The 25179-nt window shown below is 66.8% G+C and carries 21 protein-coding genes and 1 pseudogene; 14 read left to right on the top strand and 8 right to left on the bottom strand.

The window, feature by feature from the left end; translation table 11 throughout:
- The first annotated feature begins 11 nt into the window (after positions 1-11).
- The 10 genes from GOAMR_RS18460 to GOAMR_RS18415 all read left to right on the top strand — a co-directional run bounded on the left by GOAMR_RS18460 (position 12) and on the right by GOAMR_RS18415 (position 8724).
- Complete coding sequence (locus GOAMR_RS18460) at positions 12-785, top strand: enoyl-CoA hydratase/isomerase family protein (protein ID WP_005191470.1); 774 nt, start codon at positions 12-14, stop codon at positions 783-785.
- Positions 786-799: 14 nt separating this feature from the next.
- Positions 800-1663 (top strand): 3-hydroxyacyl-CoA dehydrogenase family protein, encoded by an 864-nt coding sequence (locus GOAMR_RS18455; protein ID WP_005191469.1) that lies wholly within the window; start codon positions 800-802, stop codon positions 1661-1663.
- Positions 1660-2439 carry an enoyl-CoA hydratase-related protein gene (locus tag GOAMR_RS18450; RefSeq protein ID WP_005191468.1) on the top strand — a complete coding sequence of 260 codons (780 nt, stop codon included), beginning with the start codon at positions 1660-1662 and terminating at the stop codon, positions 2437-2439. The genes GOAMR_RS18455 and GOAMR_RS18450 overlap by 4 nt, the downstream gene beginning before the upstream one ends.
- A gap of 90 nt (positions 2440-2529) precedes the next feature.
- Positions 2530-3492 (top strand): 1,2-phenylacetyl-CoA epoxidase subunit PaaA, encoded by a 963-nt coding sequence (paaA, locus tag GOAMR_RS18445; protein WP_005191464.1) that lies wholly within the window; start codon positions 2530-2532, stop codon positions 3490-3492.
- Entirely contained in the window at positions 3492-3785 is a 294-nt protein-coding gene (gene paaB, locus GOAMR_RS18440) for a 1,2-phenylacetyl-CoA epoxidase subunit PaaB (RefSeq protein WP_005191455.1), read from the top strand. Before paaA ends, paaB begins: the two co-directional genes overlap by 1 nt.
- A gap of 16 nt (positions 3786-3801) precedes the next feature.
- Entirely contained in the window at positions 3802-4719 is a 918-nt protein-coding gene (gene paaC / locus GOAMR_RS18435) for a 1,2-phenylacetyl-CoA epoxidase subunit PaaC (RefSeq protein WP_005191454.1), read from the top strand.
- Between the two features lie 34 nt (positions 4720-4753).
- Positions 4754-5263 (top strand): 1,2-phenylacetyl-CoA epoxidase subunit PaaD, encoded by a 510-nt coding sequence (gene paaD, locus GOAMR_RS18430; RefSeq protein ID WP_050942797.1) that lies wholly within the window; start codon positions 4754-4756, stop codon positions 5261-5263.
- A gap of 4 nt (positions 5264-5267) precedes the next feature.
- Positions 5268-6374 carry a 1,2-phenylacetyl-CoA epoxidase subunit PaaE gene (gene paaE / locus GOAMR_RS18425; protein WP_005191451.1) on the top strand — a complete coding sequence of 369 codons (1107 nt, stop codon included), beginning with the start codon at positions 5268-5270 and terminating at the stop codon, positions 6372-6374.
- 43 nt (positions 6375-6417) lie between these two features.
- Positions 6418-7731, top strand: a complete 1314-nt coding sequence (gene paaK, locus GOAMR_RS18420; RefSeq protein ID WP_005191443.1) for a phenylacetate--CoA ligase PaaK — start codon at positions 6418-6420, stop codon at positions 7729-7731.
- Positions 7732-7737: 6 nt separating this feature from the next.
- A complete protein-coding gene (locus tag GOAMR_RS18415; protein ID WP_005191441.1) occupies positions 7738-8724 on the top strand; it encodes an AraC-like ligand-binding domain-containing protein in 987 nt (328 codons plus the stop codon).
- 59 nt (positions 8725-8783) lie between these two features.
- Here GOAMR_RS18415 and GOAMR_RS18410 read toward each other — a convergent pair whose 3' ends face one another.
- The 5 genes from GOAMR_RS18410 to styD all read right to left on the bottom strand — a co-directional run bounded on the left by GOAMR_RS18410 (position 8784) and on the right by styD (position 13990).
- Complete coding sequence (locus GOAMR_RS18410; protein ID WP_005191440.1) at positions 8784-9539, bottom strand: SDR family NAD(P)-dependent oxidoreductase; 756 nt, start codon at positions 9537-9539, stop codon at positions 8784-8786.
- A 104-nt stretch (positions 9540-9643) separates the two neighbouring features.
- Positions 9644-10216, bottom strand: a complete 573-nt coding sequence (locus GOAMR_RS18405) for a cupin domain-containing protein (RefSeq protein WP_005191439.1) — start codon at positions 10214-10216, stop codon at positions 9644-9646.
- Positions 10217-10353: 137 nt separating this feature from the next.
- Positions 10354-11256 carry a LysR family transcriptional regulator gene (locus tag GOAMR_RS18400; protein ID WP_005191438.1) on the bottom strand — a complete coding sequence of 301 codons (903 nt, stop codon included), beginning with the start codon at positions 11254-11256 and terminating at the stop codon, positions 10354-10356.
- Between the two features lie 91 nt (positions 11257-11347).
- Complete coding sequence (locus GOAMR_RS18395) at positions 11348-12460, bottom strand: NDMA-dependent alcohol dehydrogenase (RefSeq protein WP_005191436.1); 1113 nt, start codon at positions 12458-12460, stop codon at positions 11348-11350.
- A gap of 51 nt (positions 12461-12511) precedes the next feature.
- Positions 12512-13990 carry a phenylacetaldehyde dehydrogenase StyD gene (gene styD / locus GOAMR_RS18390; RefSeq protein WP_005191433.1) on the bottom strand — a complete coding sequence of 493 codons (1479 nt, stop codon included), beginning with the start codon at positions 13988-13990 and terminating at the stop codon, positions 12512-12514.
- Positions 13991-14282: 292 nt separating this feature from the next.
- On the opposite strand from styD, the gene GOAMR_RS18385 reads away from it, so the two are divergent.
- Entirely contained in the window at positions 14283-20645 is a 6363-nt protein-coding gene (locus GOAMR_RS18385) for an AAA domain-containing protein (RefSeq protein ID WP_040515798.1), read from the top strand.
- 89 nt (positions 20646-20734) lie between these two features.
- On the opposite strand, the gene GOAMR_RS18380 is transcribed toward GOAMR_RS18385, so the two are convergent.
- The 3 genes from GOAMR_RS18380 to GOAMR_RS18370 are packed head-to-tail and all read right to left on the bottom strand — an operon-like array spanning position 20735 to position 23678.
- Positions 20735-21514, bottom strand: a complete 780-nt coding sequence (locus GOAMR_RS18380) for a heme ABC transporter ATP-binding protein (protein ID WP_005191431.1) — start codon at positions 21512-21514, stop codon at positions 20735-20737.
- A complete protein-coding gene (locus tag GOAMR_RS18375; protein WP_005191429.1) occupies positions 21511-22614 on the bottom strand; it encodes a FecCD family ABC transporter permease in 1104 nt (367 codons plus the stop codon). Before GOAMR_RS18375 ends, GOAMR_RS18380 begins: the two co-directional genes overlap by 4 nt.
- Positions 22611-23678 (bottom strand): heme/hemin ABC transporter substrate-binding protein, encoded by a 1068-nt coding sequence (locus GOAMR_RS18370; RefSeq protein WP_005191428.1) that lies wholly within the window; start codon positions 23676-23678, stop codon positions 22611-22613. The genes GOAMR_RS18375 and GOAMR_RS18370 overlap by 4 nt, the downstream gene beginning before the upstream one ends.
- A gap of 175 nt (positions 23679-23853) precedes the next feature.
- Between GOAMR_RS18370 and map the strand changes: the two genes are divergently transcribed.
- The 3 genes and pseudogenes from map to GOAMR_RS24310 form a co-directional block, all read left to right on the top strand.
- Positions 23854-24723, top strand: a complete 870-nt coding sequence (map, locus tag GOAMR_RS18365; protein ID WP_005191427.1) for a type I methionyl aminopeptidase — start codon at positions 23854-23856, stop codon at positions 24721-24723.
- An 87-nt stretch (positions 24724-24810) separates the two neighbouring features.
- Complete coding sequence (locus GOAMR_RS25930; protein ID WP_373278785.1) at positions 24811-24954, top strand: hypothetical protein; 144 nt, start codon at positions 24811-24813, stop codon at positions 24952-24954.
- A pseudogene (locus GOAMR_RS24310) lies at positions 24909-25169 on the top strand (cation:dicarboxylate symporter family transporter); the annotation flags it as partial. The gene GOAMR_RS25930 and the pseudogene GOAMR_RS24310, both read left to right, overlap by 46 nt.
- Between the last annotated feature and the right edge of the window lie 10 nt (positions 25170-25179).

The raw sequence follows: 25179 nt of genomic DNA, 5'->3' as shown, positions 1-25179 counted from the left end.
AGCCAAACCACATGACAGCCCCTGAGATCACAGCCCCCGAGTTGACCACTGTCGCGTTCGACCAACTCGAGGACCGGTACATCGTCACCCTCGATCGGCCCGAGCGGCGCAACGCCATCAATGCCGCGATGATCGGCGAACTGCACCAGGTGTGCACCGCGATCGAGCGTGACCCCCGACCGCTCATCCTGGTGGGCCGGGGCGACCACTTCGCCGGCGGTGCCGACATCGGCGAACTCCGCGAACGCGGGCTGAACGAAGCGCTTGCCGGCATCAACCGCACCCTGTTCGACCGGGTGGCCGCGCTGCCGATGCCGGTGGTGGGGGCGATCTCCGGCTACGCGCTCGGCGGCGGAGCCGAACTCGCCTACGCCTGCGACATCAGGATCGCCTCGGCCACCGCGGTGTTCGGCAATCCCGAACCCGGGCTCGGCATCCTCGCCGCGGCCGGTGCGACCTACCGGCTGCCCGAGCTCGTCGGCGCATCGGTGGCCAAGCAGGTGATTCTCGCCGGGCACCGGCTCGATGCCGAGGCCGCGCTACGTCACGGACTGGTCATGGAGATCACCGACGACCCGCTCGCCGCCGCCCATGCGGTGGTGGACCGCATCGTCGCGCAGGCTCCGCTGGCGATCCGGCTGGCCAAGACCATCGTCGACGCCCCGGGCAGTCACCCGTGGGTCAACGACATCGCGCAGGCCGTGCTGTTCGGCACCGACGACAAACGTCACCGGATGACCGCGTTCCTGGAGCGGGGCGCGCGCACCACACCAGACAACAAGTGAAGAGTGAGGAAGCAATGAGCACAACAGCGCCCAGGGTGGGTGTGATCGGTGGCGGGCGGATGGGCGCGGGTATCGCGCAGTCCTTCGCCCAGCTCGGGTCGGCGGTCACCGTCGTGGAGACCCACGACCCGCAGGCCGCCCTCGGCCGGGTGAAGACCGGCCTGGACCGGGCACACGAACGCGGCAAACTCGACGGCGCCGAGCCCACGGAGGTGCTGGCCCGGGTGTCGGTGGTCGATGCGATCGACAATCTCCCCAAGGGCCTCGACCTCGTGGTCGAGGCGGTTCCCGAGGACGCTGCTCTCAAGGTCGGTGTACTCACCGCCGTGGAGGGCAAGGTTGCCGACGCCGCGATTCTGGCGTCCAACACCAGCTCGCTGTCCATCGCGGGCCTCGGCGAGGCGCTCCGGCGGCCCGACCGGTTCCTCGGCATGCACTTCTTCAACCCCGTACCCGCGTCGACGCTGGTGGAACTGGTGCGGGCGCCGGCCACCTCCGACGACACCGTCGCCGCCGCGCAGGCCTGGGTCGCCGCGCTCGGCAAGTCCGATGTCCTGGCCAACGACGCCCCGGGATTCGCCACCAGCCGCCTCGGCGTGTGCCTGGGTCTGGAGGCGATCCGCATGCTGGAGGAGGGGGTGGCCTCGGCCGCCGACATCGACAAGGCGATGGAGCTGGGTTACCGGCATCCGATGGGCCCGCTGCGCTCCACCGACCTCGTCGGCCTCGACGTCCGGCTGGCCATCGCCGAACATCTCACCGCAACCCTCGGGCCGCGATTCGAACCACCGCAGTTGTTGCGCGACAAGGTGGCCCGCGGCGAACTCGGCCGCAAGACCGGAACAGGTTTCTTCGACTGGAAGGACGGTGCGCGATGACCGCGACCCTCACCATCACCGACGGCCTCGCCGCCATCGCCCTCGACCGGCCCAAGGCCCACAACGCGCTGGATGCCACCACGAAAGTGGCTCTGGCGGAGGCTGTCACGGCTGCCGGTGCCGATCCCGCGGTGCGTGCGGTGCTGCTCACCGCGAACGGGCGCAACTTCTGCGTCGGCCAGGACCTGGGTGAGCACGTGGCGGCGCTGGAGGCCGACCCGTCGACCGCCATGGACACCGTCGTCGAGCATTACAACCCGCTGATCCGCGCGGTCCGCGACATCGCAGTGCCGGTGGTCGTGGGGATCCAGGGCGCCTGCGTGGGCGCGGGACTCGGACTGGCGCTGGCTGCCGACATCCGGATCGCCGCCGGCTCGGCGAGTTTCGCGACCGCCTTCACCGGGATCGGTCTCGCCAGTGACTCGGGACTGAGCCACACCCTGGTGGCCGCGCTCGGGCCGAGCCGGGCGATGGGCCTGATGCTGCTCGGTGACAAGGTGACCGCACAGCAGGCCGCCGACTGGGGCCTGGTCCACCGCGTCGTCGACGACCAACTCGTCGCGTCGACCGCACACGAGATCGCCGCCCGACTCGCCGCCGGCCCGACCGTCGCCTACACGCAGGTCAAACAGCTGGTCCGCGCCTCCGACACGGGACTGTCGGACGCCCTCGACAGGGAGGCGCTCGCGCAGGCTCTGCTCGGGTCCACCGCCGACCACAAGGCCGCCGTCGACGCCTTCCTCGCCAAACGCGCACCGGAGTTCGCCGGCCGCTGAACGGAGCCGGTTTCTCGAAAAACCTTGTGCCGAGGTCCACTTTCACGCATACTATTACCGACCGAACAGTCGGTATTGAAAAGAGGCTATATGTCCACGTCACATGCCATAAGTGCCGATGAGCATGACGACCTGACAACCCATTTCGAGAGCACCATCGCGCGCGATCAGCGCATTGAACCGCGCGACTGGATGCCCGAGGGTTACCGTCAGACCCTCATCCGCCAGATCGCCCAGCACGCGCACTCGGAGATCATCGGGATGCAGCCGGAAGGGAACTGGCTCACGCGGGCGCCGTCGCTGCGCCGCAAGGCCATCCTCACAGCCAAGGTGCAGGACGAGGCCGGCCACGGGCTGTACCTGTACTCGGCAGCCGAGACCCTCGGTGCCGACCGGGCGGAACTGACCGACAAGCTGATCGCCGGCAAGCAGAAGTACTCGTCGATCTTCAACTACCCGACGCTGAGCTTCGCCGACGTCGGCACCATCGGGTGGCTGGTCGACGGCGCGGCCATCTGCAATCAGGTCCCCCTGTGCCGCAGCTCTTTCGGGCCGTACGGCCGGGCGATGATCCGGGTCTGCAAGGAGGAGTCGTTCCATCAGCGCCAGGGCTACGAACTGCTCACGACGATGATGCGCGGCACCGACGCGCAGCGCGCCATGGTGCAGGAGTCGGTGAACCGGTTCTGGTGGCCTGCGCTGATGATGTTCGGCCCGCCCGACGATCAGTCGCCCAACACCGAGCAGTCGATGGCGTGGGGCATCAAACGCCACACCAATGACGAACTGCGCCAGAAGTTCGTCGACATGAGCGTCCCGCAGGCCCAGGTGCTCGGGGTCACCTTCCCCGACCCCGACCTGGTCTGGAACCCCGACCGCGGGCACTACGACTTCGGCGAACCCGACTGGAGCGAGTTCATGGACGTGGTGAAAGGCAACGGCGCCATGAACTTCGAACGGATCGCGGTCCGTCGCGAGGCACACGAGAACGGCCAATGGGTACGCGATGCGGCACTTGCCTTCGCGGCTCGTGAAGAACAGGAGACCAACTGATGAGCACAACGAAGGCCGAATGGCCCCTGTACGAGGTGTTCGTGCGCGGCAAGCGCGGACTCAACCACGTCCACGTCGGATCCTTGCACGCGGCCGATGACCAGATGGCACTGCGGCACGCCCGCGACGTGTACACCCGCCGCAACGAAGGCGTGAGCATCTGGGTGGTCAAGGCCGGCGACATCATCGCCACCAGCCCGTCGGAAAAGGACCCGTTCTTCGCCCCCAGCGGCGACAAGGTGTACCGGCACCCCACGTTCTACGACATCCCCGACAACGTCCCGCACATGTGAGAGGGGAGAAGCCACGATGATCGATCACGACAACGCATATCAGGGACTCGACGACCCGACCACCCACGGCCAGTGGGCATTCGGCACCAGCTTCGACGACCCGCTCGCCGGCGTCGACACCACCCTGCCGGACGGTGTCGACGGCGCCCAACTCGCCGCCTACTGCCTGATGCTCGGCGACGACGCCCTCGTCAGCGCCCACCGGCTGGCCCAATGGTGCACGCACGCACCCGAACTCGAAGAAGAGATGGCACTGGCCAACATCAGCCTCGACCTGCTCGGCCAAGCGCGGTTGCTGCTGGCGCGGGCGGCGACCGCCGATGCCGGCGTCGTCCCCGTCGTCTCCGAGACCTCGCCCGCCCCGGCCGAGGACGCGCTGGCGTTCTTCCGGGACGAGCAGGACTTCCGCAATGTCCGGCTCACCGAACTGCCCAACGGTGACTTCGCGCAGAGCATGGCGCGGCTGCTGATCTTCTCGACGTGGCGCCTGGCCGTCTTCGACCGGCTGCGCACCTCCGGCGACCCGGTGCTGGCGGCCGTCGCCGACAAGGGCGTCAAGGAGCTCACCTACCACCGCGACTACGCCGCCCGGTGGGTGGTGACCCTCGGCTGCGGCACCACCGAATCCGCGCGGCGTCTCGCCGACGGGCTGGCCCGGGTGTGGCCGTACGCCGCCGAACTGTTCGTGCCGACCGCCACCGAACTCGACCTGGCCGCCGCCAGTGTCGCGGTCGACCCGCGCACCGTGCGCGAGGAGTTCGACCAGGTCATCGAGCAAGTGCTGCACGCCGCCGAGACCGCATTGCCGGCCGGGCCGAGCATCGGCCGCACCGGCGGGCGCGCGGGCCGCGAGGGGGCACACACCGAGTGGATGGGCTACATCCTGGCCGAGACCCAGAGCGTGGCCCGCGCCAATCCCGAGGGGGTGTGGTGAGATGACCTGCCCGACAATCGTCTCTCCCGCCGCCATGGCTGGTCCCGAAGGCGTGGCTGGTCCCGAAGGCGTGGTGTCCTCGGTGCTCGATCCGGAGATGCCGATGGTCACCCTCGCCGACCTCGGGATGGTGCGTTCGGTCACCGAATCCGGCGGCACCGTCATCGTCACCATCACGCCCACCTACTCGGGTTGCCCGGCGATGGTCGAGATCCGCGACAGCATCACCCACGCGCTCGCCGCCGCCGGATACGCCGACGTCGAGATCCGCACCAGCCTCACCCCGGCGTGGAGCACCGACTGGATCACCGACGCCGGCCGCCGCAAACTCGTCGAGGCCGGCTACTCACCGCCGGGCGCCGCGCCCCGCCGCGCCGACGGCCCCATCCCGCTCACCCTCACCACCCGGCCCCGATCCGTCGCCTGTCCCCAATGCGGATCCCCGGACACCCAACTCGTCTCGGAGTTCGGCGCAACCCTGTGCAAGGCGCACTACCGGTGCCTGGCCTGCGCGGAACCGTTCGATCACGTCAAGGAGATCTGATCCGATGAGCCCCAGCAGCCCCACGGCAACCGCCGCGGCCCCGGCCGCCGGCCGCAACCGCGACTTTCACGCGCTGACCGTCGACCACGTCGAGCCGCTCTGTGACGACGCCGTCGCCGTGCGCTTCGCCGTCCCCGACGACCTCGGCGATCTCTACGACTTCCGGCCCGGACAGACGCTCACCCTGCGGCGTGTCGTCGACGGCGTCGAGCACCGGCGCAGCTACTCGATCTGCGCCCCGGCGGGTACCGCGCCGCGGGTGGGGGTCCGGGAGGTCAACGGCGGCCTGTTCTCCACCTGGCTCGTCCGCGATGTGCGTGCCGGTGACCGGATCGAGGTCGCCCCGCCCGACGGCACCTTCTCCGCCGACCCCGCCGCCGGTGGCCGGCACCTGCTGATCGCCGCCGGGTCCGGGATCACGCCGATGCTCTCGATCGCGAGCTCGATGCTGACCAACCCCGAGTCGCAGGTCACGCTCATCTACGGCAACCGCAAGACGAAGTCGGTCATGTTCGCCGAAGAGCTCGCCGACCTCAAGGATCAGTACGGCGGGCGCCTGGACATCATCCATGTGCTGTCCCGGGAACCACGCGAGGTCGAACTGTTCAGCGGCCGCCTCGACAAGGAACGTCTCGAAGCACTCCTCGATGATGTCGTGCCCACCGACGACATCGACCACTTCTGGCTGTGCGGCCCGCTCGGCGTGGTCGAGGCGGCCCGCGACCTGCTGACCGCACGCGGGGTCAGTCGCGACCGCATCCACTTCGAACTGTTCTACGTGGAGGCCACCCCGCCGCCGATGGACCGGCACGTCGAGCCCGGCGTCACCGGACCCACCAGCGAGGTCACCATCGTCCTTGACGGCCGATCCGTCTCCGGCAGCGTCTCCCGCGACGAGAGCCTGCTCGACACCGGCGAGGATCTCCGTTCGGACCTGCCGTTCGCCTGCAAGGGCGGGGTGTGCGGAACCTGTCGCGCCAAGGTCACCTGCGGCGAGGTGGACATGCGCCGCAACTACGCCCTCGAAGACTCCGAGGTCGACGCGGGATTCGTGCTCACCTGCCAGGCCTTCCCCGTCTCCGGCACCGTCACCGTCGACTTCGACGCCTGAACCATCCACCACCATTGTTTCCTCCCGCCCCTGGAGCCCAGCCATGACCGGCACACTTTCGTCCCCCACCACCCCCGACGCCGCCGACATCGAATTCGCCTCGCGCGATGAGATCGCGGCCCTGCAACTGGACCGGCTGCGCTGGTCGTTGCAGCACGCCTACGACCACACCGCGCACTACCGGAAAGCGTTCGACGAGAGGGGGGTTCACCCCAGCGACCTGCAGTCGCTCGCCGACCTGCGGCTGTTCCCGTTCACCGCGAAAACCGATCTGCGGGACAACTATCCGTTCGGGATGTTCGCCGTGCCCCAGGATCAGGTGTCCCGCCTGCACGCCTCGTCGGGCACCACCGGCCGGCCCACGGTGGTCGGCTACACCGCCAATGACCTGAGCAACTGGGCCGATCTGGTGGCGCGGAGCCTGCGCGCCGCGGGTGTGCGCCCCGGCGACAAGGTGCACGTCGCCTACGGGTACGGCCTGTTCACCGGTGGCCTCGGTGCCCACTACGGCGCGGAGCGCCTGGGCTGCACCGTGATCCCGATGTCGGGTGGGATGACCGAACGGCAGATCCAGCTGATCGGCGACTTCAAACCCGACGCCATCATGGTCACCCCGTCATACATGCTCACCATCGTCGACGCGATGGTCGCCGCCGGTATCGACCCGGCCGAAACCTCGCTGCGCACAGGTGTGTTCGGGGCCGAACCGTGGACGGAGAAGATGCGTCGCGAACTCGAGGACACCCTCGGCATCGACGCGGTCGACATCTATGGGCTGTCCGAGGTGATGGGTCCGGGGGTCGCGCAGGAATGCGTGGAGACCAAGGACGGCCTGCACATCTGGGAGGACCACTTCTACCCGGAGATCATCGACCCGATCACCGGCGAGGTACTGCCGGACGGGGAGGAAGGCGAGTTGGTGTTCACCTCCCTCACCAAGGAGGCGATGCCGATCATCCGTTACCGCACCCGCGATCTGACCCGGCTGCTGCCGGGCACGGCCCGCTCGATGCGCCGGATCCAGAAGATCACCGGCCGCGACGACGACATGATCATCCTGCGCGGGGTGAACCTGTTCCCCACGCAGATCGAGGAACTCATCCTCACGGAGGCGGCCCTGGCCCCGCAGTTCCAGTGCGTCATCGACCGCAAGGGCCGGATGGACACGCTCACCGTGAAGGTGGAGCCGAGGCCCGATGCGAGTGCGGATGCGCAGCAGGCGGCGACGGCGTCGTTGAAGCGCCTGATCAAGAACAAGATCGGTGTGACCGTCGATGTCGAGATCGCCGAGCCGGGGTCGCTGCAACGTTCAACCGGAAAGGCGCGCCGGCGGGTCGACAACCGGCCCAAGGACTGACCGGTCATGACCGCCGTCGACACCGGCCGCGCACAGTCGTTGCGTGGACTCACCTTTGACGAATGGTGCGAGGGCATCTCGACGACGTTCGTGCCCTTGAAGGCCGAACCCGACGCGGGTACGGCGGGGTCGTTCCGCGGCGGGCTGGCCGATGTGGCCGTCGGTGATCTCCGGCTCTCGGAGGTCGCCGGCGGCCGGGTCCGGGTGCGGAGGTCGGCGGCGACCATCAAACGCGCCGACCCGGGCGTCATCAAGGTGGGTGTGCAGCTGAGCGGGCATTCGGTGGTGCGGCAACGGGACCGGGAGGCACTGCTCGGTCCCGGCGACATCGCCGTCTACGACACCAGCGAACGATACGAACTCGCGATGACCGACCCGTTCTCGATGCTGGTGGCCGTGGTGCCGCGAAGCGCATTGCGGGTCAACGAGTCCGAGCTGCGGTCCGGAACTGTTCGTACGGTCGCGTCGGCGTCGGGAACCGGCGCGCTGCTGATGGCGGTCCTCAGCTCGCTCCGGCACCAATTCCCTGATCGTGTGACCGGTTCAGCGCCACCGGAAAGCCCGTTGATCGCCGACGCCGTCGCCGATCTGGTGAGTGCGACCGTGCGCGCTCACGTGCCCGGTGAGCCGCTCGGTTGTGCGGACACGATCACGGTGTCCGCCCGTGCCTACATCGAACGCCACCTGGCCGACCCGGAGCTGTGCCCGGCCGCGGTGGCGGCGAAACACCATGTGTCCGTGCGCTATCTGCAACGTCTGTTCGCCACCGACGGCCAGACCGTCGCCGGCTACATCCGTCGTCGGCGTCTCGAACGCTGCCACAGCGACCTCGCCGACCCGTCGCTCCGTCATCGTGGTGTCGCCGCGATCGGCGCCACCAACGGCCTGCCCGCCCCCGCCCACTTCTCCCGGCTGTTCAAGACCACCTACGGCATGACACCGGGTGAGTATCGGGAGCGGATCAGGGTCCAGTACAGTTCCGGCCGGTGCTGACGCACGGCAAAGCCCTGGTGGGACCATCGATGATCCCACCAGGGCTGTGCCGTGGTGCGTTACGCCGTCGTGCCGCCGTCGACCGTAAGGACGGCGCCGTTGATGAACGAGGCGTCGTCGGACATCAGCCAGGCCACGGACTTGGCGATCTCCTCCGGTGCGCCGAAACGGCCGAGCGGGATGAGTGCGGTGAGCTGCTGCTGCATCGCGTCGGCGTCGCCCCACTGCTCCTTCAGGCTTTCGATCATGCGGGTGGCGATCTGGCCCGGTGCCACGGCGTTGACCCGGACCCCGTGCGGCCCGGCCTCGATGGCCGCGGTGCGGGTCAGGCCGACGACGGCGTGCTTGCTGGCAACATACGGCGCGAGATTGGCCACGCCCTCGACGCCGGCCTGGCTGGCGGTGTTCACGATCGTTCCGCTGCCCTGCGCGTACAGGACCGGCAGGACCGCCCGCATTCCCAGATAGACGCTGCCCGCGTTGATGCTCAGCACCCGGGCGAACTGGGCGGGATCGCCGGAGTCGATACTCGACGCGCGGCCCTCGATACCGGCGTTGTTGTGCAGGTGATCGATCCGGCCGAACCGTTCCCGGGTCGCGCGCACATAGCCGTCCACGCCGTCCGCGGTGGAGACGTCAGCGCCGACGGCCAGGACGGCGTCACCGAGTTCTTCGGCCAGTGCGGTGACCGCGGCTTCGTCGAGATCGACTGCGCTGACCCGGAATCCGCGTGCGACGAGCTCGCGGACGGTGGCGGCGCCGATGCCGCCGCCGGCTCCGGTGACGATGGCGACGGGGGAGTCGGGGTTGGTCATGGTTCTCTCCTTGATGGTGTGCGTGGGGATGGCTTGCGGGGAAGGCAGATTCGGACGCCGCGGCCGGCGGGACCGTGGCGTCCGAATCGGATTGCGCGAGTGAACTACTGGAGGTCGGTGGAACCGTAGGAGTAGTCGACGAGCTGGGTGTTGTGGACGGCGTTGTTGTCCTTGGCCATGTAGTAGTGCAGGCGGGCATCACCCATCACGGCGAGCTGACCGTCTTCGGTGTAGCCGCCGATCGGGCCGTCGAACACCGCGAGCATCACGCAGCCGGTTTCGGTGGCGAACGGCTGATGGATGGTGCCGGCGGTCTCGACGGTGAACGAGTGCGGGGCGCCTTTGTCGGGGATGGTCTGGCCGTCGATGGTGACGGTGCCGTCGTAGTAGTAGAAGCCGCCGTCGAGGATGTAGACCTGCAGGTTGCCGACATGCCAGTGCGAGGTGGCCTGGATGTTGGGGTCGACCTGCAGCAGCAGGGTGAACGCGCCGGAGACGAGGTTGCAGTACAGGAGCTTGTAGCGGGTGCCGGGCATCAACCAGTCGGTCCACTCGGTCTCGTCCATGGTGTAGAAGTCGCGGCGCTCGCCCTTGGGGGTGTTGCCGGGGCTGGTCATCCAGAACAGCGGGTTGCGCGGACCGGTGGTGGTGGTCGGGGCGTCGTCGAGTGCGGTCATGAAAGACTCCGATGTCGAGGTGAAAGTGATTGGGCCACAAGATCGTTATGGGCTGGCGATCTGTGTGACGCTTATAACTGTGCCGCACCGGTGTGACGGAGGCCAGGTCGCAGATCCCAACGATCGGTAAGTGCCGCTTACCGATCGCCGGGGCCGGCAGCCCGCGCCACGGTGGCGACGAGCCGTTCGAAATCGGCGACGACGGTGCGGGCGTCGTCGGCGGCCACAGCCAGCACCACATGGTTCGGGGACAGGTCGTCGACCGGCACGAACCGGACCTGCGGGTGCGCGTAGAACTTGGGCACCGAACCGGCGGTGATCGCGATACCCCGGCCGCCCGCGCAGTTCTCCAACATTTCCTCCACCGACGAGACAGTGGGTCCGCGCCGGACCGGTCTGCAGTCGGGGCGTGGCTCGACCAGCCAGTAGTCGATCCAGGCGCGGCTGCCGATGGCGCTGGGCATGAAGACCTCGCCCGCGATGTCGGCGAACATGATGGAGTCCCGGCCCGCGAGGCGATGACCGGCCGGGAGCATGGCGACGCGTGGCTCAGCGAACACCGGTGTGCACCTAATGCCCTCGGTGGCAACGGGTTCGCGGACGAATGCGGCGTCGACGCGGCCGTCGGTCACCGCGCGGGTCTGGTCGTCCCAGTCGAGCTGATGCAACTCGACATCGAAACCTCGCGGCGAGGCCTGTGCGGAGGCGAGGATGCGTTGCGTGAGATCGCCTGCGGCGGTGGACATGAACCCGACCCGCAGGCGGTTCTTGCGGGTCTTGGTGGCCGCGGCCCACGCACCGATCGCATCGCTGCCCTCGACGACCGAACGTGCCAGCGGCACCAGCTCCTCGCCGTGTGCGGTGAGTTCGACCGATCGGGAGGTGCGCCGGAACAGTTCGACCCCCAGCGTCGATTCGAGTTGTTTGATCTGCTGACTGAGGGCAGGCCCGGTGATGTACAGGCGTTCGGCGGCACGCCGGAAGTGCCGCTCCTCGGCGACGACGAGGAAATAGCGCAGCACGCGGGGGTGAGTGTCCATCGGCGCCCTTCGACACACGCGAGTGTAGTGACAGCACCGCCCGGCGGCAGCGTCGTGCGCGGTACCGCCGGACAGTGCGGGACTGGTGGTGTCAGAACATGATGACGCCCTTGACGTTCTCGGCCTTGCGCATCGCCTCGTAGCCCTCGTTGACCTGATCCAGCGAGTACGTGCGGGTGATCATCTCGTCGAGCTTGAGACGGCCCTCCATGTACAGGCGCAGCAGGTGGGGGATGTCGAAACGGATGTTGGCGTTGCCGAACCACGCGCCCTTGAACGTCTTGCGCATCGCGGTCAGGTCGAACAGGCTCATGGTGACGTCGGTGGCGGCGAGATCACCCACCGACACCTGCACGCACACACCGCCTTTGGCCACCAGGCTCATCGCGGGTGCCACCAGGGCGCCGTCGGCCACGTCGACGGTGATCAACACTTTGTCGGCGAGCTGACCCCAGGTGATGTCCTGCAGCAGGGTGAGGGCCTCGTCGATCGTCGCGACGGCGTGGGTGGCGCCGAAGATGGTGGCCTGCTCCCGCTTGAACGGCGACGGATCCACCAGCACCACATGCCGCGCACCGGCGAGAGCGGCGCCCTGCACCGCGCCGCAGCCGACACCGCCCATCCCGAGCACGACGACCGTCTCACCGGCCGACACCCCGGCCGCGTACACCGACGAACCCCAGCCGGTGGTGACACCGCAGCCCACCAAAGCGGCCTTGTCGAGCGGAATGTCCTTGGTGAGCTTGACGCACGACGCCTCGTTGACGACCGTGACGGGCGCGAACGTGCCGAGCAGGCACATCAGTCCGGCATCCTGGCCGTTGACGTGGTGGCGGGAGGTGCCGTCGGAGATCTGGACGCCGGCCAGCACGTGTGCCCCGAGATCACAGATGCTCGACATGCCCTTGGCGCACGAGGGGCACTTGCCGCAGGCGGGGACGAAGCCCAGCGCCACATGATCGCCGACCTCCACCGATGTCACGCCGGGCCCGATCTCGGTGACCACACCCGCGCCCTCGTGGCCGCCGATGTATGGGTACATGCCGACGGGCACGCTGCCGTCGCGCACATGTTCGTCGGAGTGGCACATGCCGGAGGCGGCGAGTTCGACCTTCACCTCCCCATACTTCGGGGCATCGAGTTCGAGTTCCTCGAGCTTCCAGTCGGTTCCGGGCTCCCACAGCACCGCTGCCTGGGTCTTCATTCGTCATGGTCCTTTCGTCGATTGCGGATGAGATGTCAGAGCAGAGGGCTGTCAGAGGACGACGGTGATGACCTTTTCCTCGGTGTTGGCCAGGATTCCGGCCCAGCCGAGTTCGCGGCCCACGCCGCTGGTCTTCATGCCGCCCCACGGGAGGGCGGGATCGATGGCGGCCCAGCCGTTCACCCACACCGCACCGGCCCGGACCCGCGCGGCCAGGGAATGTGCGCGGGCCACATCGCGGGTCCAGATGCTCGCGGCCAGACCGTATTCGGTGTCGTTGGCGATGCGGATCGCCTCGTCGGCGTCGTCGAACGCGATGACGGTGCCGACCGGTCCGAAGATCTCCTCGCGGGCGATCGTCATGTCGTTGGTGGCGTCGGCGAAGATCGTCGGCCGCACGAAGAAGCCCTCCTCGGGTGCGGCGCCGGCACCCGCGGCGAGCCTGGCGCCCTCGGCCTTGCCGGACTCGATGTACTGGCGCACCGTGTCGCGCTGCTTGGCGTTGACCAGCGCACCCATCGTCGTCGCCGGATCGAGCGGATCGCCGAGCACCTGTGCGTCGGCGGCCGCCGACAGACCGTCGACCACCTGGTCGTACAGCGACCGGTGCACCAGCACCCGGGTGCCGGCGGCGCATACTTCGCCCTGGTTGAAGAACAGTCCGAGCGCGGTGCCGTTGATCGCGGCCTCCACGTCGGCGTCGTCGAGGATGATCTGGGGCGATTTGCCGCCGAGTTCGAGGGTGACGCGTTTGAACGTCTCCGCGGCCGACTTGGCGATGAGCCGGCCGACCCGGGGGCTGCCGGTGAAGCTGATCTTGTCGACGCCGGGATGATCGACGATCGCCTGGCCGGTCACATGGCCCAGACCCGGCACGATGCTGACCACACCGTCGGGCAGTCCCGCCTCGGTGAGCAGCTTGCCCAGGTGCAGGATCGACAGGGGAGCGTCCTCCGGCGGTTTGACCACGACCGCGTTCCCGGCCGCCAGGGCGGGGCCGAGCTTCCACGCGCAGATCATCAGCGGTGTGTTCCACGGGACGATCGCGCCGATCACCCCGACCGGCTCCCGCACCGTATACGAGTGAGTGGGCTGCCCGAAATAGCCTGCGGTGGGGATGGTCTGGCCGGTGATCTTGTCGGCCCAGCCCGCGAAATGCCGGAACGTGCCGGCGGCGTTGGGCACATCGAGCATCCCCGGCTGTCCGATCGGTTTTCCGACGTCGAGGGCTTCCAGACGGGCGAGGAGGTCGGCGTCGCGTTCGATGAGGTCGGCGACCCGGTTCAGGATCTTGCCGCGCTCGACCCCCGGCATCGCGGCCCACTCACCGCTCAACTGCCCTCGTGCCGCCGTCACCGCCGCGTCCACATCCGCCGCGGTCGCCGACGCGATATCGGTGAGCGGCCGGGAGGTCGCCGGATTGAGGTCCGGGAACGTGCCGCCGTCGGAGGCCGCCCGCCAGGTTCCGTTGATGAGCAGTTGGGTGGCCGTCGCCTCCGGCAGTGCGCTGGTCTCGCTAACCGCGGTCATGACTCTCCGTTCCGTCGAATGTGACTGTTGACACAATTCTTGGGACAGAGCGGGACTTGCGATTGCCCGTCAGCGCCTGGGAGGTTGACGATGCGCGACCGTTCGTCCGCCATTCATTCTGTACCGCGCGCGGTCGATGCGTTCGTGTGTCCGGGTTGTCACGGCACTGGGCAGTCGCTGATCGGTTGATCGGGGTGCGCTGAGTGATACGACGCAAAGATGCCTGACATCGGTGGTTAGATTCTCGACGAAGGCGATGATGGCCCGGACAGGACGGTTGGGGGCGCGGACGATGACGGTGCAGGTGGACACGAACGAACCGGTGATGCGGCCGCAGATTGTTGCAGAGGTCAGCGCGCAGTGGTCGTGGGCGGCCTCGGCAGCGAAGATCCCGCAGATCGCGGAGATCGTGGTCACCGTCCCGGCGGATATCGAACATGCAACCGTCACGGTGACGGTACGTGATGCCGACATCGAATTCGGCTCCGCCACTGTGTATGAAGGTCCGTTGGAAGCTGGGACATCGTCGGTGTCGTGTGTGCATGTCCAGCTCTCGCCCCGGGCGATGTCGCAGGTTGTGGATCGGACATCGGCGGTCTGCGAGATCGTGCTGCGTGACACCGTCGGCAATATCGTTCTGACCCGGCGTGACGAGGACATCCATGTGCAGCCACGCGACCTCTGGTTCTGGCTCGGTGACCCGCACAAGGCTGAAACAGTCGACCGCCTGGCGGTGCGCCTCGGTGAGATCGATGCATTCCTGGCACGGGATGAATCCGGTGCGGACGACCTTTTGGCTGAGAAGGACCAGATTGAATTCTCCCTGGCGATGCTGACCGGTCAGGCGATGTCGTTGGCGAATTCATTGCTCGCATCGTTTGTGCGTCCCAATCATCCTGAGGTCGCGGCGATTGCCCGGGACGCGGCCGACGAGAAGGGCCGGGCCACCGGCGAGCCGAGCTTCAGCGCGTTCCAGATCGCCGACGTGGCGAAGGCCGAGAAGGCCGTAGACGATTCGGTCGCCGCTGTCTTCGCTGCCCTGCGATCCCGGAATATCGCCTACTCCGAACCCCCACCGAACTGGGACTATGCGACGTCAGGGCAACGTATCCGGGACCACGCCGATGTCGCGCGCAGCGGCCTGGGAACTTGCATGGACACCACGGTCCTGATGGCGGCGGTTTTCGAACACGTGGGGCTGTATCCGGTCCTGGTCCTGGTCCCGGGACACATCTTCGTCGGCTATTGGCGACGTGACCCCGATTCGGGCGACGGACCCCGTCCACAGTGGTATCCGGACCGGCCGTGTATCAGAAACCAGGTGCGGATCGCCGAACTCGTTCAGGGCGGATGGCTAGGCGCGATCGAGTCGACGATGCTCGCCACCGGCAGCGAGGCGAGCTTCGCGGATGCCACCCGATCAGCACACCAGAGTCTGATCCAGGCGATCGGCGAAGGAACCGCAACGCTGATCGACGTTTTCGCCGCTCGGCGCGCAGGCGTGTCACCACTACCGGTTGTGACCGAGCGGGCCGATGGGGTGACCGAGATCGTTGAATATCGGCCAGGTGGTGAGCGATCGATCACGCATGTCGATCAGGACAGTCCCGAAAGGGCGCTGCGTGGCCGCCTTGTTGATAACCAGCCCACCCGATACAGGAGATGGAAAGGGTCGCTGTTCAGCCTGAACGCCACCAATGACCTGCTGAACCTGAAGAAGAACGCCCGGGTACAGCCGCTGATGGTGCCATCCGAATCACTGGGCTATCTCGAGGACAAGCTGCATGAAGATGTGTCGTTCGGCCTGCACAGCGGGTACGACATCCCTGATCTCTGGCAGGCCCGAGGGATCCGCAATGCCGTGCAGATGCACGATTCGCCGGACACCGAACTCCGCGACGAACTGACCGAACATCTCCGGCAGCGGCGACTGTACGTGCAGCGGATTGCTATCCGCGGCGGCACCGGAACGGTGCTCGAGGGGTCGACTTTCGTCAAAGAGATCCGGTCGATGGCGTATGCGGCGAAGACCGCCCGTGACGAACAGGGTATGAACCCGCTGTTTCTCTGCATCGGGCTGTTGCGTTGGCCTTACAAGCCGGGCGTGTTCGCCGAAGCCCCGATGATTCTGGTGCCGGTCACCATCGGCGTCGCGCGGGGACGCACCGACTTCACCCTTACGATCGATTCCTCCCAGTCGACCACACCCAATTCCGCACTGATTGAGTGGCTGCGCCGCGAACACGGCATCGTTGTTCCTGAACTGGAAACACCGATCACCGACCATGCGGGACTCGACGTCGATGCCGTTCTCGGCGGCGCACGTACCGCGATCGCCCGTGCCGGTGCGGTCCTCGAGGTGTCCGCGGAGGCCCGGTTGGCACTGCTTGACCTGTCATCATTCCGCATGTGGCAGGATCTGAACGCCCATGCAGATGACTTCTTGCGGCGGCCGCTGATCAACCACCTGGTGCACACGCCAACCGAGCAGTTCCTGGATCAGGCGGCCGTCGCCTGTAGCGAGGAGTCGAACCTCTCCGACGTGGAGAATCTGCAGACACCTATCCCCGCCGACTCGACACAGAAGCAGGCGGTTGTGTGGGCGCGTCAGGGTCGTACTTTCGTGCTGCAAGGCCCGCCGGGAACAGGTAAGTCCCAAACGATCACCAATATGGTCGCGGAATGCCTCCTGACGGGGCTGCGAGTACTGTTCGTCGCGGAGAAGGGGACGGCACTCTCGGTGGTGCAACGCAGGCTCGACCAAATCGGCCTGGGACCGTTCACCCTGAACCTGCACCACGAAGGGTCGAACGCGACGCAGGTTCGAGCGCATCTACGGCAATCGCTCGACGCGATGGTGCACCCGGATCAGGCCGCGATGGACGACGCCCAACGACGCTTGCGCGCCGCGGATTACGGGCTGCGCGAGTATCCTGAACAGTTGCATCGCGTCAACGCGGCTGGGGTGTCGGCGTATCGCGCTCACGATCAGTTACTCCTCGTGGGGGACGGCCCGGCGATCGCGGTACCCGAACACTTGGTCGCGACCGACGGTCGGACCGTTGCGAGCCTTCGGTCCGTATTCGTCGGCCTTCAGCCGTGGACTGCGGCCGCGAGAGTGGGCCCCGATCACCCGTGGCGGCTGGCGGGGCCGATGTATCCCGATTTCGATGTCACCGGAGCGGTGGACAGCATTGTGCGCGTTCTTGATTCGGTCGCATGGTGCTCAACGACCACAGGCTCGCTGCGCGACTACCTGTATCGGTTTACTGAACCCGAGCATCTGGCAGTACTGGCGGCCGCGACCCACCCGCGGCTGCCTGCGGGGCCGGACCTGGCCGGGGTATTGGACCCTTCATGGCCCAGGTATGCCAGGGAATCGAGTGCGACGGCGGAGCAGCAGATCGCTGATGCCCACCGGCTTCTTGCAGGCTTCTCCCCTGGGGTCGTTGAACTCGACATTGACACCATCTCGGCTGCCGTCGGCGCCGCTTCTGAATCGAAACGGTGGGGCCGCAGTAAACGTCTCGCAGAAGTCATTGAACCACTCACGAAGTTCGCCCCGGCCGGCGTCGATCTCGCCGACGCGGCGCAGGCTGTTCGGGTTATCGCGCAGCTGAAGCAGGCACGTGACCTCGAGAGTGTGGCAACTGCGACGCTCTGCTCGGTGCCTGGGCTGGCCGATGCCGTCCCAACCAAGCTTCTCGGCCCGCAAGCGATGGCACCCGTGCACAGTCGGATCGGTGACTTCGAACAACTCACCGCGCCATTGCGCGTGTCCGACGAATGGGTACACGCGGCCTGCTCCTTGGCGCAATCAGGTGCGCTCACCGGAGTCCGGCACCAGATCACCGACTTCGCGACGGCGCTGCAATCTTTGCTGCGTCACCTCAACGCCGACGGCGCTGATATCGGTGCCTGGCGGGGCGGGCGATCGATCGTAGCGACCGTCGCCGCTCACGCTGACACTTGGCGCCGCAGCTACGAGTACGAACGGTTACTCGGGCTGCAGCAATGGATGAGACTGCAAGAACGTCTTCGACCGCTTAGCGCGGCCGGAATGGATCGGACCCGCATCGACATCCTGGAGGGTCGTCTCAACGCGGCAATCTGTGAGGACGCGTTTGAGCGGGGGGTGGCACGGACTTCCGAGGCCGAACGGGTCAGGGCGTTGGGACTCGACCGGTTCGACAGTGTTGCACACAACTCGCTGGTAGACACATACGCGCGGGCACAGAACGAGATTCGTGACCAATGGGTGTCCTGGGCACCGAGCATGCTTCTGCACAGACGAGGCGCGGGAGGCAGAGGCTCCGCGACCGGTGCCTTGGCGCGGGAGTTGGAAAAGACCCGGCAGAAGTTGGGTACTCGCGCACTCCTGCGCAAATATGCCCCGGCGGTTCAGCAACTTGCTCCGCTGTTACTGTGCAGTCCTTCGTCAGTGGTCGACCTCATCGAACCCGGTGCGATGGAGTTCGATCTGGTGATCTTCGATGAGGCGTCGCAGATCACCGTGCCCGAGGCCATCGGGGCACTCGGCAGGGCGCGAGCTGCGATCGTCGTCGGTGACAGTAAACAGATGCCACCGACTAAGGTTGTTGCGGGTTCTGCATTGTCCGAAGAAGAGCTCGATGACGAAGCGGAAGAGATCATCGAGGATCAAGAATCGATCCTCAGCGAATGCGAGCTCGCGCGCGTCCCCACCATAAGCCTGGCATGGCACTATCGCAGTCAGGACGAGGCGCTGATCGCCTTCTCAAATGCCGCATACTACCGCGGTGCGCTGAGCAGTTTCCCCACGCCCACTTTGATGTCCACGGAGACCGGTGTCGAGTTCCGGCATGTCGATGGCCACTATCTACGGGCGGGCAGCCGTTCGGTAGATCTTGGTGGCGGGATCGTCGCGGGTAACAATACCAATCCCGTTGAGGCGCAGGCGATCGTCAATGCTGTCCATGATCTTGTGCGTGGTTCATCGACCCCGCCGTCGATCGGTATCGTCACCTTCAACGAGCAGCAGCGTCAGCTGATCTCCGATCTGCTGACGGCGAACGAAGACCCGGCCGTGATCGAAGTGCTGGACGACGCGCGGATGGGCGCGGGGGATGTGCTGTTCGTCAAGGCTCTCGAACAGGTGCAGGGAGACGAACGGGACACCATCATCTTCTCGATCGCATTCTCCAAACAGGCCAATGGCCGGATTCCGACGAACTTCGGGCCCCTGTCGAACAGCGGTGGTGAACGCAGGCTCAATGTGGCGGTCACACGAGCGCGCCGCAAGAACGTCGTCTATTGCAGTTTCGATCCGGCCGAACTCGATGTTTCCGGGGCAACCTATCAAGGCCCCAAGGATCTGAAGAACTTTCTCACATTGGCTAAATCATCGGCCGATTCCGACGCCGACAGCAGTGTCGGTGCACGCGGCGACAGACAGGTTCTGCGTGATCGGCATCGCGACGAGATCGCCGCTGCATTGAGGTCGGCAGGTCTGCACGTGATGACCGATGTCGGGTTGTCGAACTTCCGGCTGGATCTCGTTCTGGCCCGCCCGGCGCGCCCGGACCGTCCACTGCTTCCGGTGCTGCTCGACGGCGAGAGTTGGCACCTTCGGAACACGGTGTCGGACAGGGATATTCTTCCCATCGACGTGCTGACCGCACTCATGGGCTGGCCCCACGTGGCGCGAATCTGGTGGCCGATGTGGTTGCAGAACCGGGACCTGGTGATTGAGCAGATTCGCGCGGCCGTCGATGCGGCCGAAGCCGGATTTGACAGTCGGGAGAGCGCGCCGACGTCGGTGGACACGTCCGCTGCCCAGATGGACATCGTGGGTCAGGAGCCACCTGCTGACCGGCCGAGAATTGCCTACACGCGACAGGTCCGGTCCTCCACAGCCGATGTCGATGTCGATGTCGCGGACACAACTTCCGCGACACCGGTGGGTGTGCGATCGGTGCCGGACGGGCCAGAAACGGAACCTGTGCGGGTCGCCGAAACTGGACATCAGCAGAAATCCACCGAGCGCCGGAACGATGATTGTGCAGCCGAACCGGCGGACCGGCAGGTATCCGAGGCGCGGCAGCCGACCTCGGCGACGGCCGTCCCAACAGTGACTCCTGGTGATCGATTCATTGCGGCGGACGATGGCGTTGTCGGTGATCATGGCGCAATCGACACCCTGCCAGACCGGGCCGCGGTCAAGATTGTGCGCGCCGAACTGCGCGACATCATCGCCACGGAGGGACCTGTGGCGACGGGGCGTCTCATCCGGATCGTCGCCAGACGCCACGGCCTGAATCGTGTGCCAGCATCTCGCCAGGAAGCGATCAAGGCAGTGCTACGTTCCCTTGTTCCTTCCGAATCCTACTTGGAAAGTGCAACTTTCGGCGATTTTGTCTGGCCAGACCACATCGATCCAGCCGCGTGGTCGGGCTTCCGTATCGGCGGTGGGGACCGGTCGTTCGAAGACATCGCACCAGAAGAGATCGCGAACGCGATGTGCTCGATCCGGTTGCGCTCACCCGGTATCGCCGACGAGGCACTGCTCCGGGAGACGGCCGTGCTCTTCGACATCACCCGGCTCGGCGCGAAAGTCCGGGCTCGGTTGGAGGACGTCCGCGATCGCCATCTCGCCGCCGCGGCACGGCGAGTGTAACCGCCACTACCGCCTCCCGCGTAATGGTTCCCTTCACCGCTAATCGGATCCGATTGGTGCTGAAGGAAATCGTTGCGCGGGAATGGAAGTCAAGTGCGGCGGGGGATGATCAGGAGTTGGCCGGTGTCCGGGTGGGGCATCGTTTCGACAGGGTGGTCGTAGGTGGTTGAGAGCAGGTCGGCGGTCATGACGTCGTGGGTGGGGCCGTGGGCGCGGAGGTGCCCGTCTTTCATCACGGCGACCTCGTCGGCGTAGGCGGCGGCCAGGGACAGGTCGTGCACGACGATCAGGACGGCGGTGCCCTGGTCGCGCTGGCGCCGCAGGATGTCCAGGACCGCTTCCTGGTGGTGGATGTCGAGGGCGGCGGTCGGTTCGTCGAGCATCATCACCGGCGCCTGCTGGGCCAGCGCGCGGCCGAGCGACACCCGGGCCTGCTGGCCGCCGGACAACTGGGAGAACGGGCGGTCAAGGATCTCCCCGAGGTCGCATTCGTCGATCGCGTCGGCGATGACCTGTGGCGACCGCGCCGCCTGCGGGGTGCGCAGCCACGGGAAGCGGCCCATCTCCACCACCTCGGCGACGGTGAACGGGGTGTCGGTGCGGTTGGTCTGCGTCACCAGGGACCGTTCCCGCGCGAGGTCGCGGTGGGTGATCGTGTGGATGTCGCGGCCGTTGATGCGGACCGTCCCAGAGTCGGGCTTACGAACCCCCGACAGCGCCGACAGCAGCGTCGACTTGCCGCAGCCGTTGGGGCCGACGAGCGCGCACATCGACCCGCCGGCGACGGTCAGTGACACCCCCTTGACCACCTCGCGGCCACCGAGGGTGATGTGGATGTCGTCGGCGATCAGCCCGGTCTTCTCGCTCACCAGCCCACCCCCGCGTGCCGGCTGCGGCGCAACAGGATGAAGAACAGCGGACCACCGATCAGCGAGGTGAACATGCCGATCGGCAGGTCGGCGTCGCCGATCAGGGTGCGCGCGGCCAGATCGGCGCACACCAGCACGAGCGCCCCACCGATCAGGCTGGCGGGCAGCAGGGTGGCGTGACGCGGTCCGAGGATCAGCCGCATCACGTGCGGCACGATCAGCCCGACGAACATGATGATGCCCGCGAACGCCACCGCGGCGGCGGTGAGGATCGCGACCAGCACGATCGCCTGCCGCCGCACAACCTCCACGTTCACGCCGAGTGAGGCGGCCTGGATATCGCCGAGGGCGAGCAGGTCGAGTTTGTGGCTGAGCGCCAGGGCGCCGGCGCACCCCGCGACGATCAGCGGCGCCGATACCCACACCTGATTCCAGGAGGCCGCGGCCACAGAACCGAGCTGCCAGAACACGATCTGTTCGCGGTCGTTCGGGTTGGCCACGAACGTGAGGTAGGCGATGATGCCGGTCGCGAACGCGTTGACCGCGATACCGGTCAGCACCAGCATGATCGTCGACGACGCGCCGTCACGCAGCGACAGCAGGTACACCGCGGCCGTCGTGAACAACCCGAACACGAACGCGGCACCGGCCAGCGCCCATTCGCTCGATCCGCTGCCGCCGACGACGATCACCAGGCAGGCGCCGATCGCCGCACCCGAGGACACACCGACGATGCCTGGTTCGGCGAGCGGATTGGCCAACACCCCCTGCAGCAGGCAGCCACCGGCACCCAGACCGGCGCCGACGATCAGGCCGAGCACGATCCGCGGGAACCGCACGTTCCACAGCGTTTCCTCGCCGTTCTCGTGCGAGGGCAGCGGGCCGATGTCGAGGTGCCAATGATGGGCGAGGCTGCCCAGCACCTCCGAGGGTGGTATCGCCACCTTGCCACTGCCGGCCGAGATCACCACGAGCACCGCGAGCGCGATCAGCATGCCGACGATGATCGCGATGTTGCGGGTCAACCGGGAGCGCCGGCGTTCCCCCGAAACGGGGACCGGACCGGCCCCTTGCTTCTTCGCGGACACACCGGCGCTCATGTGTAGATCGCTTTCGCCAGCGACCCGATGACCTCACCCACGTCGGGCCCGAACGCCAGGATCTTCGTCTCGTCCATCTGCACGACCCGCCGATCGCGGCCCGCCGACGTCGCGGAGATCCCCGCGATCTTGAGTACGCCGTCGAGTCCGCCGACGGTGTCGGCGCCCTGCTTCATCACCAGGATCACGTCGGGGTCGGCGCGGATCATCGCCTCGGCCGAGATCATCGTGAACGCTCCCGTCAGTTCGGCCTTGGTACCGGCGTCGACACCGCCGATCGCCTCGATGAGACTGTCGGCGCCCGAACCCGGGCCGGCCAGCAACGTCAGTTTGGGGCCGCGCACGTACACGAACGCGATTGTCGGGTTGCCCGACGGGTTCGGGACCAGCTTCTTCGCCTCGGCCACCCGCTGATCGGTGCGCGCGACGAGCCTGCGGCCCTCGGCGGATACCCCGAGGGTGTCGGCCACCGACTGGATCAGCTTGTCGTTGGTGTCGAGGCTGCGGGTGGCGGTGAACACGACGACGGGGATCCCAGATCGGCGGATCTGGTCGATCGCACCGGCCGGGGTGGTGCCCTCGTTGACCAGCAGCACGCTGGGCCGCATTTTGAGGACCATTTCGGCGTTGAGACTGTGGCCCCGGTTGGTGACCACCGGCAGCGCCACCGCGGACGGGAAGATCGTCGACGTGTCGCGGCCGACGACGTGGGAACCGAGCCCGAGCGAGTACACGATGCTGCCGAGGGTGCCGTTGATGTCGACCGCGATGATGCGGGACACGTCGGTCACCGTCACCTTGCGTCCCTGGGCGTCGGTGACCGTCGCGGGCAGGACCGGCTGCGCGGTGGTCGTGATCGGCTCGACGTCGTTGTCGGGAAGTTCCGCCGTCTGCGGGCCGGTCCGCAGCTTGGCGGTTGACGCCTTCGCGGCCTGGTCCTGTTTGATGGGGGTGACGAAGCACCCCGACACACTCAGCGCGACGAGGCCGGTGAGCAGCGCGAACAGCAGTCTTGTCGGTGCGCCGGGGTGTGCGGAGCTGGGCTCGTCAGATTTTTGTCTCACCGGACCCCTCGTGACCCTCGCTCGTTCCTCGCATCGGCCTCGGGGATCACGATGGTTGTCCCGAGGCGGCTCGGGCGATCACAGGGCGGTGCGGACAACATTAGTGTCACCTTAGCCCGGCCCCTGGATCCGACGGCGTCACGGCTCGTCTCCGGCAGGTTCTAAGCTGGACGCCATGACTGTTCGCGCCCCCTTGAAACCCGGCACGGTGTCGCCGACGCTGCCGGTGCCCGACTCCATCGAACGCCCGGAGTACGCGTGGAAACCGACCGCGAACGAGGGCCACGAGCCGTGGGTGCAGACCCCCGAGACCATCGAGAAGATGCGGCTGGCGAGCAAGATCGCCGCCAACGCGCTCGCCGAGGCCGGTAAGGCGGTGGCGCCCGGTGTCACCACCGACGAACTCGACCGCATCGCGCACGAATACATGATCGACCACGGCGCCTACCCGTCGACGCTGGGCTACCGGGGCTTCCCCAAGTCGTGCTGCACCTCGCTGAACGAGGTCATCTGCCACGGCATCCCCGACTCGACGGTCATCGAGGACGGCGACATCGTCAACATCGACGTCACCGCCTACATCGATGGCGTGCACGGCGACACCAACGCGACCTTCCTGGCCGGGAACGTCTCGCAGGAGGCCGCCGACCTGGTCGAACGCACCCGCATCGCCACCGAACGGGCCATCAAGGCCGTCAAACCGGGCCGCGAACTCAACGTGATCGGGCGCGTGATCGAGTCCTACGCCAGCCGGTTCGGCTACACCGTGGTGCGTGACTTCACCGGCCACGGCATCGGCGAGACGTTCCACAACGGGCTGGTGATCCTGCACTACGACCAGCCCAACGTCGACACCGTCATCGAACCCGGCATGGTGTTCACCATCGAACCGATGATCAATCTCGGCGGGCTGCCGTACGAGATCTGGGACGACGACTGGACCGTGGTCACGAAGGACCGCAAATGGACCGCCCAGTTCGAGCACACTCTGGTGGTCACCGAGACCGGTGCGGAGATCCTGACGCTGCCCGACCAGTCGAGCTGACGGTGGGGCGCGCTACGCGGCCCGGCTTTACGACGGTGTAACTGCTGTCACACGAACAGTTTGTATAGGTCATCAATTATTCGTGCCATGACCACTGACATTTCTGTCGCACCACAGAAACCACCCGCGCCCAAGCGTGCCCCGTTCTACACGTCGATGTTCTTCTGGCTCCTCGTCGCGATCGTGTCGTCAAGCCCGGCAAGGGTTTCGACATCGACCCCGAAACCCTGAAGACCGGCGCGGAGGCGGTGGCGGAGAAGACCGACAACGGCGAACTCCCGCACACGGTCGACTTTCTGCTCAACATCATCCCCACGTCGGTGTTCTCGGCGTTCGCCGAGAACGCGCTGCTGCAGGTGCTGTTCTTCGCCGTGCTGTTCGGGCTCGCGCTGGCCAAGATCGGCAGCAAGGCGCAGGTGGTGGTCAGTCTGATCGATCAGGCATCGGCAGCACCGC

Source organism: Gordonia amarae NBRC 15530, assembly GCF_000241345.1.
GTDB lineage: Bacteria > Actinomycetota > Actinomycetes > Mycobacteriales > Mycobacteriaceae > Gordonia > Gordonia amarae.
The sequence above is the reverse complement of the archived record's forward strand: the minus strand, read 5'-3'. Positions and strand labels throughout refer to the sequence as shown.

Bases quoted from the DNA above. Each gene is read 5' to 3' on its own strand.
- GOAMR_RS18460 (WP_005191470.1), top strand. From the start codon at position 12: ATGACAGCCCCTGAGATCACAGCCCCCGAGTTGACCACTGTCGCGTTC.
- GOAMR_RS18455 (WP_005191469.1), top strand. From the start codon at position 800: ATGAGCACAACAGCGCCCAGGGTGGGTGTGATCGGTGGCGGGCGGATG.
- GOAMR_RS18450 (WP_005191468.1), top strand. From the start codon at position 1,660: ATGACCGCGACCCTCACCATCACCGACGGCCTCGCCGCCATCGCCCTC.
- paaA (WP_005191464.1), top strand. From the start codon at position 2,530: ATGTCCACGTCACATGCCATAAGTGCCGATGAGCATGACGACCTGACA.
- paaB (WP_005191455.1), top strand. From the start codon at position 3,492: ATGAGCACAACGAAGGCCGAATGGCCCCTGTACGAGGTGTTCGTGCGC.
- paaC (WP_005191454.1), top strand. From the start codon at position 3,802: ATGATCGATCACGACAACGCATATCAGGGACTCGACGACCCGACCACC.
- paaD (WP_050942797.1), top strand. From the start codon at position 4,754: ATGGCTGGTCCCGAAGGCGTGGCTGGTCCCGAAGGCGTGGTGTCCTCG.
- paaE (WP_005191451.1), top strand. From the start codon at position 5,268: ATGAGCCCCAGCAGCCCCACGGCAACCGCCGCGGCCCCGGCCGCCGGC.
- paaK (WP_005191443.1), top strand. From the start codon at position 6,418: ATGACCGGCACACTTTCGTCCCCCACCACCCCCGACGCCGCCGACATC.
- GOAMR_RS18415 (WP_005191441.1), top strand. From the start codon at position 7,738: ATGACCGCCGTCGACACCGGCCGCGCACAGTCGTTGCGTGGACTCACC.
- GOAMR_RS18410 (WP_005191440.1), bottom strand. From the start codon at position 9,539: ATGACCAACCCCGACTCCCCCGTCGCCATCGTCACCGGAGCCGGCGGC.
- GOAMR_RS18405 (WP_005191439.1), bottom strand. From the start codon at position 10,216: ATGACCGCACTCGACGACGCCCCGACCACCACCACCGGTCCGCGCAAC.
- GOAMR_RS18400 (WP_005191438.1), bottom strand. From the start codon at position 11,256: ATGGACACTCACCCCCGCGTGCTGCGCTATTTCCTCGTCGTCGCCGAG.
- GOAMR_RS18395 (WP_005191436.1), bottom strand. From the start codon at position 12,460: ATGAAGACCCAGGCAGCGGTGCTGTGGGAGCCCGGAACCGACTGGAAG.
- styD (WP_005191433.1), bottom strand. From the start codon at position 13,990: ATGACCGCGGTTAGCGAGACCAGCGCACTGCCGGAGGCGACGGCCACC.
- GOAMR_RS18385 (WP_040515798.1), top strand. From the start codon at position 14,283: ATGACGGTGCAGGTGGACACGAACGAACCGGTGATGCGGCCGCAGATT.
- GOAMR_RS18375 (WP_005191429.1), bottom strand. From the start codon at position 22,614: ATGAGCGCCGGTGTGTCCGCGAAGAAGCAAGGGGCCGGTCCGGTCCCC.
- map (WP_005191427.1), top strand. From the start codon at position 23,854: ATGACTGTTCGCGCCCCCTTGAAACCCGGCACGGTGTCGCCGACGCTG.
- GOAMR_RS25930 (WP_373278785.1), top strand. From the start codon at position 24,811: ATGACCACTGACATTTCTGTCGCACCACAGAAACCACCCGCGCCCAAG.